This window comes from Microbulbifer rhizosphaerae (assembly GCF_014191725.1).
Taxonomy (GTDB): domain Bacteria; phylum Pseudomonadota; class Gammaproteobacteria; order Pseudomonadales; family Cellvibrionaceae; genus Microbulbifer; species Microbulbifer rhizosphaerae.
Genome location: NZ_JACHWZ010000017.1, coordinates 1 through 20,103, shown reverse-complemented (window position 1 = coordinate 20,103; position 20,103 = coordinate 1). Strand labels below are relative to the sequence as shown.

Annotated in this window: 15 protein-coding genes; 6 read left to right on the top strand and 9 right to left on the bottom strand. The window is 60.2% G+C overall.

What is annotated here, in order from left to right:
- The first annotated feature begins 65 nt into the window (after positions 1–65).
- Together FHS09_RS16325 and FHS09_RS16320 are read left to right on the top strand one after the other, a co-directional pair.
- Positions 66–428 carry a PRC-barrel domain-containing protein gene (locus tag FHS09_RS16325; RefSeq protein WP_183461858.1) on the top strand — a complete coding sequence of 121 codons (363 nt, stop codon included), beginning with the start codon at positions 66–68 and terminating at the stop codon, positions 426–428.
- 91 nt (positions 429–519) lie between these two features.
- A complete protein-coding gene (locus FHS09_RS16320) occupies positions 520–1,392 on the top strand; it encodes an SDR family oxidoreductase (protein ID WP_183461856.1) in 873 nt (290 codons plus the stop codon).
- Positions 1,393–1,407: 15 nt separating this feature from the next.
- Here FHS09_RS16320 and FHS09_RS16315 read toward each other — a convergent pair whose 3' ends face one another.
- The 9 genes from FHS09_RS16315 to FHS09_RS16280 form a co-directional block, all read right to left on the bottom strand.
- Positions 1,408–2,532 carry a LacI family DNA-binding transcriptional regulator gene (locus FHS09_RS16315; RefSeq protein ID WP_221192060.1) on the bottom strand — a complete coding sequence of 375 codons (1,125 nt, stop codon included), beginning with the start codon at positions 2,530–2,532 and terminating at the stop codon, positions 1,408–1,410.
- Between the two features lie 86 nt (positions 2,533–2,618).
- Positions 2,619–3,272, bottom strand: coding sequence for a carbohydrate-binding domain-containing protein (locus FHS09_RS22585; RefSeq protein WP_221192059.1), 654 nt, complete (start codon positions 3,270–3,272; stop codon positions 2,619–2,621).
- Positions 3,244–3,753: a CE1 family esterase gene (locus tag FHS09_RS22580; protein WP_221192058.1), complete on the bottom strand. Its 510-nt coding sequence runs from the start codon at positions 3,751–3,753 to the stop codon at positions 3,244–3,246. Before FHS09_RS22580 ends, FHS09_RS22585 begins: the two co-directional genes overlap by 29 nt.
- A 127-nt stretch (positions 3,754–3,880) precedes the next feature.
- Entirely contained in the window at positions 3,881–5,401 is a 1,521-nt protein-coding gene (locus FHS09_RS16305) for a tryptophan halogenase family protein (RefSeq protein ID WP_183461854.1), read from the bottom strand.
- Positions 5,402–5,432: 31 nt separating this feature from the next.
- Positions 5,433–6,467, bottom strand: coding sequence for a cupin-like domain-containing protein (locus tag FHS09_RS16300; protein ID WP_183461852.1), 1,035 nt, complete (start codon positions 6,465–6,467; stop codon positions 5,433–5,435).
- Between the two features lie 39 nt (positions 6,468–6,506).
- Entirely contained in the window at positions 6,507–7,229 is a 723-nt protein-coding gene (locus FHS09_RS16295; RefSeq protein WP_183461850.1) for a SapC family protein, read from the bottom strand.
- 159 nt (positions 7,230–7,388) lie between these two features.
- Positions 7,389–10,418, bottom strand: coding sequence for a TonB-dependent receptor (locus FHS09_RS16290; protein ID WP_183461848.1), 3,030 nt, complete (start codon positions 10,416–10,418; stop codon positions 7,389–7,391).
- A gap of 476 nt (positions 10,419–10,894) precedes the next feature.
- A complete protein-coding gene (locus FHS09_RS16285) occupies positions 10,895–11,344 on the bottom strand; it encodes a hypothetical protein (RefSeq protein ID WP_183461846.1) in 450 nt (149 codons plus the stop codon).
- 133 nt (positions 11,345–11,477) lie between these two features.
- Positions 11,478–13,730, bottom strand: coding sequence for an alpha-glucuronidase family glycosyl hydrolase (locus tag FHS09_RS16280; RefSeq protein ID WP_183461844.1), 2,253 nt, complete (start codon positions 13,728–13,730; stop codon positions 11,478–11,480).
- Positions 13,731–13,851: 121 nt separating this feature from the next.
- On the opposite strand from FHS09_RS16280, the gene FHS09_RS16275 reads away from it, so the two are divergent.
- From FHS09_RS16275 to manD, 4 genes are all read left to right on the top strand, one after another.
- Positions 13,852–16,257, top strand: a complete 2,406-nt coding sequence (locus FHS09_RS16275; protein ID WP_183461842.1) for a glycoside hydrolase family 3 N-terminal domain-containing protein — start codon at positions 13,852–13,854, stop codon at positions 16,255–16,257.
- Between the two features lie 354 nt (positions 16,258–16,611).
- Positions 16,612–17,595, top strand: a complete 984-nt coding sequence (locus FHS09_RS16270) for a glycoside hydrolase family 43 protein (RefSeq protein WP_221192069.1) — start codon at positions 16,612–16,614, stop codon at positions 17,593–17,595.
- Between the two features lie 3 nt (positions 17,596–17,598).
- On the top strand, positions 17,599–18,624 hold the full coding sequence (locus FHS09_RS16265) for a DUF4380 domain-containing protein (protein ID WP_183461837.1): 1,026 nt from the start codon (positions 17,599–17,601) through the stop codon (positions 18,622–18,624).
- Between the two features lie 127 nt (positions 18,625–18,751).
- Positions 18,752–19,963, top strand: a complete 1,212-nt coding sequence (gene manD / locus FHS09_RS16260; protein WP_183461835.1) for a D-mannonate dehydratase ManD — start codon at positions 18,752–18,754, stop codon at positions 19,961–19,963.
- The last annotated feature ends 140 nt before the right edge of the window (positions 19,964–20,103 follow it).

Here is a 20,103-nt window from a genome sequence, read left to right as displayed (position 1 = left end):
CCGGGAGAATGCATTACAAGCACCCCATAACTTTCCCAGTCAACCTAATTTACGGAAATTTCATCATGGCTAATCATACACTGCTCTCGGCTTCCTCTCTGGAGGGAGACCAGGTAAAGAACCGCCAGGGCGAAGACCTTGGAAAAATCAAAGAGATCATGATCGATACGGAAACTCACAACGTCGCCTACTATGTTCTGTCTTTTGGCGGCGTCATGGGCATGGGTGATGACCTGTTTGCCATACCCCCGGAAGCCATGCGGGTGGATACCGCAGATGAGTGTTTTATCCTGAATATAGACAAAGAGCAGCTGAAGAAAGCTGAAGGCTTTGATAAGGATCATTGGCCGGACATGGCAGATCCCAAATTCCGCAGTAATGTTTACCAGCAGTACGGCATCTCCGAAGGGGCTTCGCGCCGCCACTAAGCAGTGCCTGGTTCCCCCACAAATGGGGGAACCTCTGTTCTCCTCACTTCCAGCCTGATCCGGTATTGTCATTATGCGAACAGGAGGGCGCATGTCCGGGGATTTCCACAAACAGCAGCAACAAAGGCCACCGCAAAGCCAGGAAAAACAGCCCGGCCGGGAAAGCGTCATGAAGCCGCGCCCGGTGTTTATCCGCGACAACTACCGCGGCAGCGGCAAACTACAGGATAAAGTGGCGCTGATTACCGGTGGCGACAGCGGCATAGGCCGTGCAACGGCGGTGCATTTCGCGCGTGAGGGAACGGATGTCGCCATCGTTTACCTGAATGAAGATGAGGATGCGAAAGAGACCAGGAAGTTGGTGGAGCAGGAGGGACAGGAATGTCTGCTGCTTGCCGGCGATATCCGCGATGAGGGCTTCTGCCGCGACTGCGTCAAGCGCACCACGGACAAGTTCGGCCGCTTGGACATACTGGTCAACAACGCGGCTCAACAACATCCGACCGAGGATATCAGCGGGATATCCGCGCAGCAGCTACAAGACACTTACGCCACAAACCTCTTTAATTTTTTCTATTTCACCAAGGCGGCGCTGGAACAACTGCCGGATGATGGGGTTATCCTGAATACCACCTCGGTAACCGCCTATCGCGGCAGCGATCACCTGATCGATTATTCCAGTACCAAGGGTGCGATCACCAGCTTCACCCGCTCACTGGCCAAATCCCTCGCCGGCAGGGGAATCAGGGTCAACGGCGTTGCACCTGGCCCAATCTGGACGCCGCTGATTCCGGCCACTTTCTCTGCCAGTGAAGTCGAGGACTTCGGCGGCGACACACCGATGGGGCGCGCCGGACAGCCATGCGAGGTAGCCACCTGCTTTGTATTCCTGGCCAGCGAGGATGGGTCCTATCTCACGGGCCAGGTGATCCACCCCAACGGCGGCGGCTTTATGGAAACCTAAGCTTGCCCCGCATCCTCAGCTTTTGGAGGTCTGCTTTTCCCCGGAGGTTTTCATTACGGTAATCGGCGGCCGCCGCCGGGGCGGGGCGTCCGACTGCCGGCGCACCAGGGTGAAATCCAGCAGCAGGTGGCGACATTCATCCTTGGTGCCCGCGCGCCGTGCACGTATTTTCTTGATCAACAGATCCACCGCGGCGCGGGACATTTCGATAATCGGCTGGTGAATGGTGGTGAGTTCCGGCCAGATGGTAGTGGCCAGGGCGGTGTCATCGAAGCCGCACACGGAAAGATCGCCGGGCACGTCCAGCCCGTAGCGGTGGGCTACGGCAACGGTGGCCGCGGCCATATCGTCATTGCTGGCGAAAATGGCCGTGGGGATGGTCTCGAGTCCGAGCAGTTGCTCGGCGGCGTCGAGCCCCGAGCGGTAGGTGAACAGGCCCGGGGCCACCAGTTCCTCGGGGGCCGGCAGGCCCGCTTCATGCAGGGCATCCCGATAGCCGCTGAGGCGGCGCTCACTGGCCACCTGGTTAGTGTCACCGACAATAAAGCCGATCCGCTGGTGCCCCAGGGAAATCAAGTGCCGGGTCATGGCATGGGCAGCCCGGTAGTCATCGATGCTCACCGCCGAGACATTCTTCTTCTGCAGCTGACCGCTGGCGATCGCCACCGCCGGCGTGTCGCTGGACTCCAGCGCGTCCAGTACCTGCGGCGAGTCCGACAAGGGGGGCGGCAGCAGTATGCCCTCCATGCCACGGGACACCAGGCGATAGGCCACCTCTTCCGCATCCAGTTCCACATCGCATTTTTCGACGCTCAGCTGTACATTGTGGCGGCCGGCCTGTTCCAGGCCGCCCACCAGGAACTCGCTGAGGTAGGCGGCACTGGGGTTGCTGTAAAGAAGGCCTATATTGATCTGGTTCGCACCCGCCAGGCTGCGCGCCGCCCGGTTGGGCGTGTAGCCGAGTTCCTCGATAGCGGTGTTCACAACCTCGCGAGTGCTGGCCCGCACATTGCTCTCGCCATTGATCACCCTGGACACCGTCATCGGCGATACCCCGGCGCGGCGAGCGACGTCGCTGATGGTGGGCATCTTGTTGTTGCGGTGGGTATTGCGTTGACGGCGGGTCTGCTTCTGTTTCACTGTGTCACTGGCCTGCAGGTCTTATATCAGCCCTGTATAACTGATTCAGCCGCAACAATAAAGCGCAGTCGCCAATTGCCCCAGCTTTACATACCGCTCGAAACGCCGGAGACAGGGCCAAAGTTGATATGGCCGTTGCAGTGCAGCCACTCGCTGAATGAGCCCCCACCGCAGGAGCCATCCCAGGCACCGGTGTTCTCGCTCTGATCCTCGGCCTGGCGGGCCTGACCGTTGACCTGCACATAGTCGACCTGCACGTCGCGGTCCCCGTTGTCATTGGTAAAGGCCACCAGGACATCGCCGCTCAGGGCGGTGGTGGCAGTGTAGTCCCGCATACCGGTGGCCAGTGTCCAGCTTTCCACGTCGATGCCGCCCACCCGCAAGGTGATCGACTCCTGTGCGGTGGTACCGCGCGCGCGCACGGCGATGGTGCTGCCACCGCCCGACGAGGAGGAACTGCTGGAAGACGAGCCGGATGGGCCGGTGCCATCCAGGCCAAAGAAGCGGATAACTTCCGCAGCATTGATCGAAATATTGTGGCCCGCTCCCTGGATACTGATGGCCTCAACCGGGGCGTTGGGACCACTGCTACCGTAGCGCGTTCGGCTCTGGTTGGGCTGAGGGGTGTCGGTAGCGGTCGGCGTCTGGCTCAGTTCGTGGACGTAGGTCCACTGCTTAATTTCCTCGCCGAAATTATTGTAATCCAGCACGTCATCGTTCACGCCGTGCCGCAATTGCATACGCGGATAGGGCCCCCGTAGCCGGGGAAGGCGTTGTGCACCCGGCCGGCCGCTTGTGATTTTGCACCACGTAGTCGATCATCGACTTGACCGAGACCGGGTCGCTGCCGCCGCCACGGGTCAGGGCCTGGGAGCTGTATACGTCGAAACACTGGCTGCTGCGCGTGACCGACGGGTAGATGACGATGTAGCCGTACTGGTCGGCCAGAGAGGCGAACTGGGTGTTGCTGAAAAGCACCGGCTCGGTATCGGTGCAGTAGTGCAGCGCCACCAGAACCGGCGCGGGGCCGGTCAGGTTGTCGGGCACGTAGAGATACATCTCCAGGTTGCCCGGGTTGTTGCCGAAATTGCTCACCTGGGTCAGCGTGGCCGCTGACGCCGAGGGCAGCAATAGCGGGCAGGTGGTCAGGCACATTAGGGAAAAAACAGCAATGGCATGGCGATGACGGGCCAGCTGACCGCGGTTCTCTACAATAAACATACTTATCCCTCCTGGACTTTTTATAACAGCCTCAAAAGACCAGCAGCAGTACAAGGCCAGCTCTTGGGCGGCGAATAGTGGGATGATCTGGCGGCCATCCCCACCCGCTATGTTTATGGAATAGTTTCTAGAGTTCCTCGCGGCCATTCGACTTGCAATAGTGGTCGATGAAGTCCTGATGGTCGGGCAAAGAGGATACCGCCCTGGCAATGGTCGAGCTGATGCTTTGCTGCAGCCGGCGCATTTCCTCCTTGGTCATCAGCCGGGGAAGGGGGTGGTAACCTTCGGGCATCAGGCCCTGCCCGAGCATCACCTGGACCCAGGAATCCACGCGGAACAGTTCGCTGTCCGCCTGAAAGGCATGAGCTCTCTCTTGGAACAGGCGAATGCGATGGTCCAGGGATTCGGGAATTTGCATGTTTTTGCAATAGTGCCAGAAGGGGCTGTCCTCCCGCTGGGTCACATGGTAGTGGAGCACGATAAAATCGCGGATTTTCTCCAGTTCATCCTGGGAGAGTTCGTTGTACTCATCGACCAGTGAGCGGGTTATGCCGTCGAAAGGAAACAACTGCATCAGCCGCGTTGCCCCGGTGACAATCAGGTGGATGCTGGTGGACTCCAGCGGCTCTAAAAAACCGCTGGCCAGGCCCAAAGCCACACAGTTTTTATTCCAGACCTTGCGGCGCCTTCCGGTTTTGAATCGGATCACCCGAGGCTCGGTGATCGCCTCGCCGTCGATGTTTTCCAGCAACTGCGCTGTCGCCTCGTCATCGGACAGATAGCGGCTGCAGTAGACCAACCCGTTACCCACCCGCTGTTGCAACGGAATGCGCCATTGCCATCCGGACTCGCGGGCGATGGAACGGGTGTAGGGCAGCGCCGGCCCCTTCGCTTCTGTCTGTACCGGCACGGCGCTGTCACAGGGCAACCAATGGGACCAGTCCTCGTAGCCGGTTTTCAGGGTCTGCTCGATCAACAAGCCGCGAAAACCGGTGCAGTCGATAAACAGGTCTCCTTCGACTACCTGTCCGTCCTCCAGCAAAAGCGACTCGATAAAACCAGACTCGGCGTTTTTCCTGACCTCACGGATTTTTCCCTCGACGCGCCTGACCCCGAGGCCCTCGCTGAAGCAGCGCAGGAATTTCGCGTAGCGCCCCGCATCCAGATGATAGGCAAAATTGATCTCCGACTTGGGCGAAGTTGCGAACTTCCCCGCTTCCGCCGCTTGCAACTCGAGACAGAAGTCTCCCAGTTCGGCATCAAAACCCATTTCCCTGCCACGCAGCCAGAAGTGGTGAAAGTCACACAGCCAGGCGCTGGTCCCGATTCTCCCGAACGAGTGGATGTAACGATCGCCCTGCCGGCCCCAGTTTTCAAAAGCGATACCCAGTTTGGCGGTGGCCTGGGTGGCCCGCATGAAATCCTGTTCGTCGATGCCCAGCAGTCGGTGGAAGGTTCTCAGAGGCGGAATGGTGGCTTCCCCCACGCCGACAGTGCCAATCTGCTCGGACTCAACCAGCGTGATATCCAGCAATTCGCCCAGCTTTTTCGATAGGGCTGCTGCGGCTATCCAGCCTGCGGTGCCACCGCCGGCTATCACCACTCTGGATATCCTGCCCCGCAATTTATCATCTGTCTTTGTATTCATTTCTCGCCCGAGTGGTAACAGCCAGAAGCCTTTATCTATTCAGTTTTTGCAGCAGCATTGCCCGCAACTGTCTGGACTTGATTTCATCCAATTCTCCCAGCACCCCTCGCGCATGCTCGGGAAGGTGCTCTCCCGCCAGCTCGGACGGGCCGAAAACATAGTAGTCAAACAACTGCTTCCAGCCTTCTTTCTCGTGCTCGGGCTTGTCGCGCAGGCTTAAAATCCCGTGGTACAGCGCATTCATACCGGAGCCGGTGTACATGGGAGCGTCATCCCACCAGTAGTTCACCAGCACATTGAAAGAGCTGAAACTCTCCACATGGTGCATCCACATACTGGGGATATAGACCGCATCGCCCGGCTCGAGATCGGCCACCTGCCCCGCCGCCAGGGCATCGCGAAAGCGGGGATACTTTTCAAAGTCCGGGTTATCGAAATCCACCATGCTGATGGCCTGGCCGCCCGGTGTCAGGTCCAGGGGGCCAAAGTACAGGTTCTTTATCTGGCTGGGGGGAAACAGGGTAAAACGCCTGCGCCCAGCGATGCAGCAAGCGATATTGTCCAGGGCGTCATAGTGACAGGTGGCGATAGAGCGGGTCCCGATCCATATTTTCATCTGGGGAGGAGATACCGGATATGACCTTTCTTTTCTTGGTATATCCAGGTCGTTCTCTTCCCGGAGCCCGGGAAAATGACTGTCAATGGATGTCGAGGAAATATAATAAGAGGGCCGTTCGGGATCCGTTTCGGCCTTGAGGATCAAGGAGAGGGCTTCATCGATTTGCGCCTTGACGGTGTCATAATTCAGGGACTTCAGGTCATCATTATAAAAATACCGGCCATCAATCCCCGGATGACCAATGTTGATCAGTGCTGGTTTTCCACTATAGTACGACTTCAGGTATTCCACCGCGGCATAGGAAGATTTCCCGGCTTCTCCAACCAGTTTCCAGTCTTTCACCAATCCTTTGATAACGACAGGTTCGGCAGAACAGAGCATTTCTTCCGGAATTTCACCCGGCGCGCAATTTTGAATCGTTTTAGTCTGCTTTGTTATCCCGGTCATACTGAAAACTCACCACTGATAACGGCCGTACTTCTCACACTATAAGCGCGCGTTCTTCCTATCAATCAGCTTTTTGATATTTGACAGGGAAGCCAGGATCAGGAAAGCCCCCTGTAAATAGCCCGACAGGTTCAGCACTCTCAAAGAGTCACCACTCAGGTTTGCCAGCTTTTCTTCACTGATTGTGTAATAGCCGCTCAGTTGGTGTTTGTCGCCATTTTTCAGGTCAATATTGATGGTTATCGGCTCGATCAGCTCAAGCTGGTCGAAAGCGTGGAACATGGCCTTGCCAACCTCCGCTCCCTGGTGAATGGTGCGCAGGACTTCTGAAGTATACTCAAGATAGGGACTGTTTCCTCCAAACTGCCGGAACAGCGGCTCACCCTCGGTTTCACTCACCTTAGGGCTGTCCAGATCCACATAGATCATCGGCGCACCTTCCGCCTCATCTTCCTGCTCCTGTAGACCGACGATAAACGGCCCCCTCGTCACAACAGCGGGGATATAAGAGGCACTCCAACCATTGCCTGTATCACAGAGAAAAAGATTCTCGTCTTTTTGAATACCCAGCAAAGCAACAGCTTGGTAGTCACCGGTTTGTGGATCTCGGCTCAACAGTATGGGGTATTCCCGTTGCACGTCGGAGAACTCGGTGGGAAAGGTCATTACCGCCGCCTTGCCATCCCCCAGCTCGCTGGAGTAGCGGTCGACCACCTTCAGGTTTTGATGTTGTACATTGTTCAGAAGCACATAATTAGCCATAGAACCGTCTTTTATTTTTATACCAAAGGTTTCTCGCAGCTTTCACCGCTGTTTAATACAACCATACTACACCTGTATCGCCTTTTTAAATAGAAAAAAAAAGCCGCTGAAACCAGCGGCTTTATAAGCATATCAAACTAACTCAAAAGTACATGGCGATCAGAACTTATAGTGGGCACCCACTTGATAACGGGCGCCCAGATCATCCATAAACCTGACCATGCGTTCGTTGCGGTTGTACTGTTCGATATCCTCACCGGTGATGTTGATACCTTCAAAAGCCACCGACAACTGATCATTGACCTCGTAACTGACGTTCAAGTCAATCTGCGAGAACTCATCTATATACCTCGGGTTCCTGGAGCTGCCCTGGTTAACGGCGGTCAGGAATTTATCGCGCCAGTTGTAGGCCAGACGCGCCTGAATGCCGTAGTTTTCGTAGAGCAGGACCAGGTTGGCCGTGTCGCTCAAACCGGTAAGCGCAAACTGGTTTTCAGTCGGCAGGCCGAGATTATCAAAGCCCACGTCACCGCGCACGATGGTGTAGTTGGCCTGTACGCCGAAACCGGTCTCGCCGAAGAAGTGCTGCACGGCAAGTTCAGCACCGTAGATCTTGGCTTGCCTGTTGTTGATCGGCTTGCTGGTGGTGAACACCATTTCCGGGTCGCCCTCTTCGGGAGTAACGTCCCAGCCGTCGGTTTCACCGAGTAGCAGCAGCTGCTCGTTGGTGCCTTCGAAGACGCCGTTGGGGAAGATATCCGGGTTGTCCGTAATCGCTTCCGGGTGCTCCATCAGCACGACCATGGCATAGAGGTTGGTGTCGTCGGTGGCAAGACCCAGATCATCCAGCGCCGCTGCAGCCGCCTGCACACGAGGACCATTGGTCTGGTCCAGGATGCCAAATGTCTCTTCCTCCTGGCCAATGCCGATAAAGTTGTCCACGCGCTTCTCGAAGAAGCCGAGGGAAGCAAAACTTGAGTCGCCGTAATACCACTCCAGGGACAGATCCAGGTTGTCGGATTCCAGCGGGAGCAGGGACGGGTTGGATGAAGTCGCTGTCGGTGTAGCACCATTAAAGGTGGAGCCGTCGGTACCGAAGCTACCCGGCGCCACTCTCAGGTCACCGTAGCCGGCACGGGCGATGGTCTTGCTGTAGGAGAAACGACCGACGACATCTTCAGTGAACTCGAGACTGAAATCCAGGCTCGGCAGCAGATTGTCGTAGCTGTTCTTCTCCGACCATTCCACAGTTGCGCCCGCCGGCCCCGAAGAGAAGTCATTGTTGTTTTCCCAAACGAGATAGGGAATCGGGTTGACCAGGGACTGCGAACTTACGTCGGTAGTCTCATAGCGGGCACCAGCGAGGAAGTTCGCGGGGAAGGCCCCCAACTCCGTAGACAGAGCCACCTGGAAGTAAGCAGCCGTGGTTTCCTCTTCCAGGATATCGTGGGAGGAGTTGGTATCGGCGACGCACAGGCAGGTACCCGGATAGAGGGTATTGGCGTACCGGGTCAGTTCCACCGCGTCGCCGCGGAAGCCGACTGCAGGGCTGCCATTTACGTTGAAGTCTTCAAATTCATCCTGGACGTCAATGACCCGGAACATATCGGCCGGGAATTCTCCCGGGTTGGCGATCCCCCAGTTACCCAGTGTCTGGTTGACGCCGGAGGTCTGATAGGCATCCATTTCGATGGAGCGGGACTCGACGCCGAAATCAAAGCGGCCATTGTCGAATTCCCACTTGCCGTCGAACTTGAGCTGGGTAACGTCGTTGGTGGAGCCGGAACCACGCACGCGCAGGATCGACGAACCCACATTGTCCGCCGTCAGGGCGTTATTGGGAACGCTGGTATCAAAACTGTAGGTGGGCGTACTGCCGGAGAAGTCCAGGGTCTTTGATCCCACGGTCGGCGAGCCCAGGCCGATGGCCACTTCACCACTCTTGTCCGGGCCAGTGGGCAGGCTCTTCATGGTGGAGTCGTGCACATCGAAGGCTAGGGTCAGGCTGTCGTTGACCTCGAATTCGAAATTAAAACCCAGGGAGTCCAGGGTATCGCTCTGGGAGCGGTATTGCTGCTCGTAGCCAATATCCACGGTACCGGTATAGTTTTCCGAGATACTGATCGGCGTTGCGATTTCGGAATCGTCGAACACGACCCGGGACACATTGGAGCCATTCTGGATCCAGTTGGTGATCTCGCCACGATGCTCTTCGATATCGTTGTCGGCGTAGGTGTAGTCCAACGTGGCGGTCATCTTGTCGGTGGGCTTGAACTGCAGCGTCAGCTGGCCATTGAGACGTTCGCGCTGGGTATCGGAGAAAGCATAGCGGAAGTCGTTGGGACGCGCGTAGAGTTGACCCTCTGCCGGCGCATTTACAATATCGGCTTTATCCTCGTCGGGTACCCCGCCCTGGCTGTAGAGATCGTCCTGCCCCCAGACACCGATATTCCAGTTGTTTACGGTGACCCCCGAATAGCCGGAGTCGCGCTGCTGGTGGCTGAGAGCCAATGCCGCACCCCAGGTCTCCTCCTCATTGGTCCAACTGACGATTCCGGAGAGTTCCGGCGTCACATCGTCGTTGTAGCGGTTGGTGGTATCGTGCACCGCCTTGGCGCCGATGGTGGCCGTGAAGCCCGGATTGTCCAGCGGCCGCATGGTCTTGATGTTGATCGTTGAACCAATGCCGCCGGTGGCGATGTCCGCCTTGCTGGTCTTGTAGACCTCTACCCCACTGATATTTTCTGAGGCCAGGTTGGCGAAGTTGAATGCGCGGCTGCCGCCGGAGCGGGTTGTACCGTCGGCGCCACTGCCGCCGCCGTAGCTGGTACCGGTGGGCATGGTGCGGCCGTTCAGGGTGACCATGTTGTTTTCCGGACCGAAGCCGCGCACGGTCACTTCGGAACCTTCACCGTTCACCCGGTTGATGGAAACCCCGGTAATCCGCTGCAGCGACTCAGCCAGGTTGGTGTCAGGGAACTTACCGATATCCTCGGCGGAAATCGCATCCACCACACCGGAGGATTCGCGCTTGATATCCATGGAGCGCTCGAGGGAGGCGCGGATACCGGTGACGGTGACCTCTTCGAGCGTGCTCTGCTCCTGCGCCAAGGCCTGGTGGGAACCGATGGCGGACGCCATCACGGTGATTATGACTTCGGACAGTTTGTTTCTTTTATATCTGTACATGGGGCTCCTCTCATTCCTATCATCGCGCCGCCGCTGCAATCTCCATGACTACACACATCCATGGGGTCCTTGGCTGCGGTGCTCAACTATTATTCAATTATCCATTGATGGTAACGCTACCAAAGCGTAGAGATATGTCGTTCGACCGGCGATGTCAAGTTATTTCATCTCCTCTCTCCCAAGATTCGTTTCTGCTCTTGCAGCCGGGTTGCCGTTGATTATTACCGCCGCTGTAACCGACGGTCCACTTTACGCAGACAGCAATATCGGCACTTCCTGAATGAACATTTTGTTATTGTTAAAATAGGGTCCTTTTAGGGATATCACTGACCCTTAAACAATTCTGCGGCAGAGAGTCTGCCTCCATCGTCCTTATTTGCGCTGCGTCACAATCTTGGACGTATAACTTTGCGTAGGCGGGAAGTTTGACCCTTAAAAGTGAGATATCAGGATGGAAAAGAAGGAAATGTTAGCGCTCAACGTTCCTCGAAAGTAACCCGAAAGGCGGTGGCCTTGCCCGTGTCGGGATCGAGATGGCAATCGAAGAGGAACTCCCTCCAGTCGTTTCCGAGACGCAGCTCGCCTCGGCCCGACAACAGCCGGTTGCTGGACAGCGTCAAGGTGCCTTGATCTTCGGTGCCGAGGAAGACCCGGTCCGTTCCCGGGACCCGCGCCCTCAGTGTCTCCAGGGCCAGAGGCTGGCACATGACCTCGGCTACCTTCTTCGCGTTGCTCCACTTCGACGCCAGTTGGCGCCCCTCCGCAGACTTGAGCCCGGCGATCTGCTCCTCCACCACCTTGGTCTGTGCCGCCGACAGCTGCGGTTCCCCAACGGTCTCGTCGGCAGCCCGGGTCCACGCGGAAAGTGCGAGAACCGCAAGCAAGGGCAGTGAAAAGCGGACAACGGCTGTGGGGGCGTGGAGCATCTCTCTGTCTCCTGGCGTGGGATATGTGTGATCCCGGTGCCATGGTCATGCGTTGCCGGGACGACTCCAGCGTAGCAGCACACTCCCGCGTCTGCCGGTGTTCCCGCCGTTTCGGCGCCGGCTCCCTCAGTGGTCACCCACCCGGCTGGCCCAGCGATCGCGGAAACGAGATGGACCGGTAGTGCTCCAGCGAGTGCTCCGGGGGGCGCACCCCCGCCGGCAGTTTGCAGCCGGACACCTCGCGGAAGTAGGCGATGCTGGCGTCCCGCCACCAGCGCGCCTCCCGCTGTTGGATGCGCAGGAAACTGTCGGTCTCGGCAAAGCGCTCGGGGTCCACAAAGGGTTTCAGTTCCGCCCAGGTGGCCTGCATCGCCTCCACTTCCCCCACGCCGCGGTCGTAGCGGTGAACCAGTTCCTCCCACAGGATGCGGCCGGAACTGGTGGTGTAATCCCAGGGCAGGTGGTGAAACCACAGCAGGTATTCCTCCGGGATTTTTGCCCGGCTGCCGAAGCGCCCGGCGACGGGCGGCGCATACTGTGCGACGGCGTCGCTGCCCTCGGCGGTGCGATCGAAGCCGATACCGTTTTTGTCCGCGCGGTGGTAGTAGACCGGGTTCCACTCCGGCTGGGGGAGTTCGGAAACCCAGGGGGCGGGGCCGTAGTGATGATCGGTGCCCATCAGGTGCGCAAGCCCCAGGGGCGTCATGTAATCCACTGCCGCTTCCCGCGAGCGCATCATCATTTCCGCCGCGGCGTCGACAAATTGCTTATCCGCGGTAAAGGTCATCTTCAGCCACTCTTCGGCGATTTCTTGGGCGCCGAGGTCCGGGTTCCAGGCCAGGCGGCCGAAGACGTACCAGTTGGCCTGGTTGAAAATGGAGCCGCTCCAGTTGCGATCCCTGCCGATATTGGCGACGCCGGCGACGCCGGTGCGCGAATAGTTGTGCAGGCTGCCGTCGATTACCCGGGCGACGGTGGCGCCATTTCCGCAGGATGATTCTTCATTGTTGTAGGAGCGGCCGTTGGCCTCGATCTGGGGCCGATCGCGGCCAGCGGCCGCTCCTACAAGGAGGGAAGGCTGGCAGGTATCCGCATCCAGCACCTCTTCGTACAGCGGACCCACGTAGACCAGGTGGGTGGCGAACCCCAGGTATTCCTTGGTGATCTGGAACTCCATCATCAGCGGGGTCGACGGCATGGCGCCGAACAGCGGGTGGAAGGGCTCCCGGGGCTGGAAGTCGATGGGCCCGTTCTTCACCTGCAGCAGCACATTGTCGGCGAACTGCCCGTCCAGCGGCTGGAACTCGCTGTAGGCCTGCTTGGCCCTGTCCTCCGGATTGACGTCGGAATAGACAAAGGCCCGCCACATCACCGCGCCGCCGTGGGGGCGCAGGGCCTCGGCGAGCATATTCGCGCCCTCGGCGTGGCTGCGGCCATAGTCCTGGGGCCCCGGCTGGCCCTCGGAATTGGCCTTCACCAGGAATCCGCCGAAATCGGGGATGGCCTTGTAAATTTCGTCAACCTTCGCTTTCCACCAGTCGCGCACCGCGGGATCCCGGGGATCGGCGGTTTCCAGGCTGCCGATCTCCACCGGGGCGCTGAAGCGCGCGGAGAGGTAGACGCGGATACCGTAGGGGCGGAACACCTCCGCGAGGGCCGCGGTCTTGGCGATATAGCCCGGGGTCAGGCTGTTTGCATTGGTGTTGACGTTGTTGAGCACCGTGCCGTTGATGCCAAGGGAGGCGTTGGCGCGGGCGTAGTCGGTATAGCGGGGGTCGCGGTAGTCCGGCAGTTTCCACCAGTCCCACAGGGACTGCCCGGCGTAGCCGCGCTCGACGCTGCCGTCCAGGTTGTCCCAGTGGTTGAGCAGGCGCAGCTGAACACTCGGCCTGCTCTCGATCGCCAGGTCCACCAGCGGCTGGCGGGTCTGCAACAGGCGCAGGAAGTGAAAAGTGCCGTAGAGCACACCGATATCGCTGTTGGCGGCGATGGCGGTGGCGGCGCGGCCGCCGATCTCGACGCTGCGAATCACATAGCCCTCGTTCCCCAGGTCGCCGAGCGGCAGATCAAGCCCGGCAATCAGCGGCGACGACGCCGGCGTGCCGATCAGCAGCGCGCCCCTACCGGCCTTTTCATTCAAGCGAACCTCTTCCCCCAACAGCCCCCGTAGACCGCGCGACAGCTCATCCCGCGCGGCGGCCAGGGTAGGAGAAGGATTTTGCGGCGCCACCAGCGAGCGCAGGGATTTTGCGTTGGCCGAGCGCCATTCCGCTGGAAGCTCCTGATAACGCAACCACAGGTCGTAGCCGTCCTCGGCCCGGGAAAAGGGTGAGGACAGTATCAGCAAGGGCAAAATCAATCGACACCAGAGGGCTCCAACGCGCATTACTCTCACCTCGATTTTTTATTGGAATTCTTTTGACAAGACGGCGCATGGATTTATTATGGTAGCGCTATCATATTCTGCCATACCATAACACACAATAAAAACAAAGGGAGAAAGCCCCATGGAATCAGCGAATCCATCCAGACGCCGGCTCGCCATCGGCCTCGGCGCCGGACTTTGTATTGCCGCCGTCGTCGCGCTCAAGCTGAACTCCGGGCCTCAGCTCGCCGATGCCGAACCGTCCGCGCCCCTGTACCGCGATCCGTCGGCACCGGTAGCAACCCGCGTGGAGGACCTGCTGGCGCGCATGACCCTGGACGAAAAAGTCGCCCAGATCACCACCCTGTGGCAGGGCAAGGCGGATATCGTCGACGCCGAACTCAATTTCGACCCGGCCAAAGCCCGCGACGCCCACCCCCACGGCATCGGTCATATCGCCCGGCCCTCTGACCGCCGCGGCGCGCCCTCCCCCGACAATGACGACGGCCCGCGCTGGCGCAACCCGCGCGATCACGTGGAGTTCGTCAATGCGGTGCAGAAATACGCACTGGAGGAAACCCGCCTCGGCATCCCGGTGCTATTCCACGAGGAGGCGCTGCACGGCCTGGCCGCCAACGACGCTACCAGTTTTCCCCAGGCCATCGCCCTGGCCAGCAGTTGGGACCCGCAGCTGGTGCAACGGGTAAACGCTGCGATCGCCGGTGAGGTACGCGCCCGCGGCGTACCGCTGGTTCTGTCGCCGGTAGTGGATATCGCCCGCGACCCGCGCTGGGGGCGCATCGAGGAGACCTTCGGCGAAGACCCCTACCTGGTGGGCGAGATGGGCGTGGCTGCGGTGAAAGGCTTGCAGGGCGAAACCCTGCCGCTGGCGGAGGACAGGGTCTTCGCCACCCTCAAGCATATGACCGGCCACGGCCAGCCGGAGAGCGGCATCAACGTGGGCGCCGCCCCCTTCGGTGAGCGCACCCTGCGGGAGTATTTCTTCCCGCCCTTCGAGCAGGTGGTCAAGCGCACTGAACTGGGCGCACTGATGGCCTCCTACAACGAGATCGACGGCGTCCCCAGCCACGTCAACAAGTGGATGCTGGAAGAGGTGCTGCGCGGGGAGTGGGGTTTCGAGGGTGCTGTGGTGAGCGACTACGGGGCGATACCCCAGCTGGTCGACCTGCACCACCTGCTGCCGGATATGGAGTCCGCGGCCGCCGCGGCACTGGGCGCCGGCGTGGATTCGGACCTGCCAGACGGCCAGGGTTACATCACCCTCGCCGCGGCGGTGCGCGAGGGCCGGGTGCCGGAGGCGCAACTGGACGACGCGGTGCGGCGCATGCTGACCCTGAAATTCAACGCCGGTCTGTTCGAAAACCCCTACGGCGATCCGGACCGCGCCGAAACCCTCGCCGGCGAGCCCGAAGCCCGCGAACTGGCCCTGGAGGCCGCGCGCAAATCCCTGGTGCTGTTGAAAAATGACGGCACCCTGCCTTTGGATGAAAGCGCACTGAAAACCCTGGCGGTAATCGGCCCCAATGCCGCGGCACTACGTCTGGGCGGCTACTCCGGCCAGCCGCGCCACACCGTGAGCATTCTCGACGGCATTCAGGCCAGGCTGGGCGATGCGGCGAATGTCGTGCACTCCGAGGGCGCGCGCATTACCGAGAGTTCCGACTGGTGGGCGAGCGAAGTGACCCAGGCGGACCCGCAGGAAAACCGCGAGCGCATCCAACAGGCGGTACAGGTGGCGCAAGATGCCGACGCCATAGTGCTGGTGCTCGGCGACACCGAGCAGACCAGCCGCGAGGCCTGGGCGAACAACCACCTGGGAGACCGCTCCAGCCTGCGCTTAGTAGGCGAGCAGGAGGAACTGGCCCAGGCCATGTTCGAGCTGGGCAAACCGGTGGTGGTAGTGCTGATCAACGGCCGCCCGCCGGCGCTGGAAAATATCGCCGCCCGCGCCAACAGCCTGATCGAGGGCTGGTACCTGGGCCAGGAGGGCGGCACCGCGGTGGCCGAAGCGCTGTTCGGCGATATCAACCCCGGCGGCAAACTGCCGGTTACCTTCCCGCGCAATGTGGGCCAGCTGCCCCTCTACTACAACCACAAACCCAGCTCCCGGCGCGGCTACCTGTTCGACGACAAATCTCCGCTGTTTCCCTTCGGTTACGGCCTCAGCTACACGACTTTCAAAATAGGTGAGCCGCAACTCTCCGCGCCGACGATCAAAACAGACGGTTCAGTACAAGTCTCGGTGGCGGTGGAAAATACCGGCGGGTACCCTGGCGACGAAGTGGTACAACTCTATATCCGCGACAGGGTGGCCTCGGTGACCCGGCCGGTAAAAGAACTGCGCGGCTTCCGACGCGTCACCCTGCAGCCGGGTGAAAAACGTGAACTACGTTTCACCCTCGGCCCGGAAGCACTGTCCCTGTGGAACAGCACCATGCAAAGGGTTGTCGAACCGGGGGAATTTGAGATTATGGTGGGTGGCAATTCCGCGGACCTGAAAACCGCCACACTGATGGTGGAAGGATAACCTTGTAGGAGCGGCCGTTGGCCGCGATCTGCCTCACTTCGTAGCTCATGCCGCTGACTCGCGCCATCCATGGCGCTCGCCCTCCGGGCGCCTGCGGCGTCCAAATCGGCTATCCTGCCGATTTGTCGCGGCCAACGGCGGATGGCCGCCCCGCCGCTCCTACAACAGAAACAAAAACCGACACATAAATAAAAAATGGAGAAACCAATAATGATGATGAAGAAACGGGCACTGCCCGCCCTCGTGGCACTGGCCGCCGCCCTCTCTGCCTGCGACGGCGGAAAACCTGAAGCCGCCAGTACAGCACAGGCTGAAGTTCCCGACGTAATCCAGAAAGAAGCCGAAAACCGACGCATGGCCCAGGAGCGCAAATTCGTCTCCGAGCCGCTGGTTTCCCATATCTACACCGCCGACCCCTCCGCCCACGTGTGGGACGACAAGCTCTATATTTATCCCTCCCACGATATCGAAACCGATATCCCCATGGACGACACCGGCGCGCACTTCGCGATGCGCGACTACCATATCCTGTCCATGGACAAGCTGGGCGGTGAGGTGATCGACAACGGCGTGGCGCTCTCGCTGGACGACGTCCCCTGGGCCGGCCGCCAGATGTGGGCACCGGACGCCGCCAGAAAAGGCGACAAGTACTACCTGTATTTCCCCTCCAAGGACAAGCAGGATATCTTCCGCATCGGCGTGGCGGTGAGCGATTCCCCCACCGGCCCCTTCGAGCCGTTGGAAAAACCCATCCCCGGCAGCTATAGCATCGACCCGACCGTGTTCGAGGACAACGGCGAGCACTACCTGTACTTCGGCGGCATCTGGGGCGGCCAGCTGCAGCGCTGGCAGACGGGGGAATATGTGGCGGAGGACAGCTACCCTGCCGACGACAAGCCGGCCCTTGCACCGATGGTGGCGAAACTCTCCGATGATATGTTGAGCTTTGCCGAACAGCCGAAGAAAGTGCTGCTGCAATACGAAGACGGCAGCCCCATTCCCGCCGGCGACAACGACAAGCGTTTCTTCGAAGCCGCCTGGCTGCACAAGTACGGCGATACCTATTACTTCTCCTACTCCACCGGTGACACCCACAATATCGCCTACGCCACCGGCGACAGCCCCTACGGCCCCTTCACCTATCGCGGCATACTCCTTGAACCGGTGTTGGGCTGGACCAACCATCACTCCATCGCGGAATTCGACGGCCAGTGGTATCTCTTCTACCACGACACCCAGCTCTCCGGCGGCCAGACCCACCTGCGCAATGTGAAAATGATGCCGCTTGCGCACAACGACGACGGCAGCATCCAAACCCTGAGCGCCTTTGCGGACTGAACCATGAAAAACAGCAAAAGAATCCCCTGCCTGCTGGCGGGCCTGCTTACCGCCGCTGCAGCCTGTGCCGATCCGGACACCCGCGAGGTCGAGGTGCACCGGCTGCAAAACGACAAGCTGAGCTACAGCTTCACCACCGGACTGGGCGGCCGCGGCCTGGGGTTTGCCGCCGCCGGCCGGGACAACCTGTTGAAAGTGGGCGAGGCGGTGCGCGAACAACCCGCGCCCGAAGTCTCCGCGGACGCCGGCTTTATCCCCTACTTCGGCCATATCGTCTGGCCGGGGCCGCAGAGCAACTGGTGGGGACAGCAGACCGTGAATCCCGAACGCCGCGCAGCGAAGGCGGACTGGCCGCCGGACCCTTTCACCGTGCTGAGCAAATACTCCCTGGCCGAACTCACCGACACCTCGGCAAAAATCGTCTCGCCGGTGAGCCCGGTCACCGGCCTGCAGCTCACCAAGGAAGTCCGTCTGGATGGCGACGCCCTGGAGCATCGGGTGGAAGCCGTCAACCGCCGGGACGAAGCCGTGAGCTGGGATATCTGGTTCAACACCCGGGTGGGGCCGGAAACCCGGGTCTATGTGCCGGTGAAGGATTTCGACAGCGACCTGCGTCTGTCGAAATTTCCCGAGATGGCCGGCGAAGCCAAGGCCGATGAAGAAAAACGCAAGCGCGGATTTTTCGATTTCACCCGCGGCGAACAGATCAAGGCCAAGGCCTATATCGAGCCCGCCGCCGGCTGGTTTGCAGCCTTTACCGACGACCAGCTTTTCGTGATCGAATTCCCACTGCTGCCCCGCGACGCCATACACCCGGACCAGAGCCTGGTGGAACTCTACCTGGAAGCGGACCCGGCGCAGCCGGGCAGCGGGGTGCTGGAACTGGAAGTGCACGGGCCCTACCGCACACTCGCCCCCGGCGAATCCATGTCCGCCACGGAAAAATGGCACGCGGTGGCCTATACCGGGGAGGACACCGTCGAGGGACATCTGCGCGCATTGCGGGAGCTGGGTCTCGAAACGCCCTGACCGAATTTCCCCCTTTTGTAGGAGCGGCCGTTGGCCGCGATCGATCTGAGAATTTACCCACCGTCGATCGCGGCCAACGGCCGCTCCTACAGGGCAAAAGACCCAACTCCCGAAGGACAGAAACTCCATGTCGAAAATCACTGCCGCCCGCGTGATCATCACCTGTCCCGGGCGCAATTTCGTCACCCTGAAAATCGAAACCGATTCCGGCCTGCACGGCGTCGGCGATGCCACCCTGAACGGCCGCGAGCTGGCGGTGGCCAGCTACCTGAACGACCACGTTATTCCCTGCCTGATCGGCCGCGACGCGCACAAAATCGAAGACACCTGGCAGTACCTCTACCGCGGCGCCTACTGGCGCCGGGGCCCGGTGACCATGTCCGCCATCGCCGCGGTGGATATGGCCCTCTGGGATATCAAAGCCAAGGCCGCGGGCCTGCCTCTCTACCAACTGCTCGGCGGCGCCTGCCGCGAGGGCTGCATGGTCTACGGCCACGCCAACGGTGTGACCATCGAGGACACCCTGGCGGAAGCGCAGCGCTATATCGACCGCGGCTATCGCGCGGTGCGCCTGCAATCCGGCGTGCCCGGGCTCGCCTCCACCTACGGTGTTTCCAAGGACAAGGATTTCTACGAGCCCGCGGACGCGGACCTGCCCACCGAAAACCTCTGGTCCACGGAAAAATACCTGCGCAGCGCCCCCGAGCTGTTCGCCGCGGCGCGGGAGCAGTTGGGCTGGGACGTGCACCTGCTGCACGACGTGCACCACCGCCTCACCCCCATCGAGGCGGCGCGGCTGGCCAAAGACCTGGAGCCCTACCGGTTGTTCTGGCTGGAAGACGCGGTGCCGGCGGAAAACCAGGCCAACTTCCGCCTGATCCGCCAACACAGCACCACACCGCTGGCAGTGGGCGAAGTGTTCAACACCATCTGGGACTGCAAGCAATTGATCGAGGAACAGCTGGTCGACTATATCCGAGCCACCGTGCTGCACGCCGGCGGCATCACCCATCTTAAGCGCATCGCCAACCTCGCCGAGCTGTACAAGGTGCGCACCGGCTGCCACGGCGCCACCGACCTGTCCCCGGTCACCATGGCCGCGGCGCTGCACTTCGGCCTGTCGATTCCCAATTTCGGCATCCAGGAATATATGCGTCACACCGCGGATACCGATGCGGTCTTCCCCCACCAATACCAGTTCGCCGACGGCTACCTGCACCCCGGCGACGCACCGGGGCTGGGTGTGGATATCGACGAGCCGCTTGCGGAACAGTTTCCCTACCAGAGAGCTTATTTGCCGGTGAACCGCCTGGAAGACGGCTCCATGCACGATTGGTAAGCCGGGAGCGCCGAGCCCCAGCTCGGCTCGCGGGCCGCAGGCCCGCTGTAGACATCATGGATTGACCTGCCCAGCCTCGACATCGTGGGTTATGTTTGGAGGCTGGAAAGAACCCTAAACACAGAGCCACATCGAGGGGG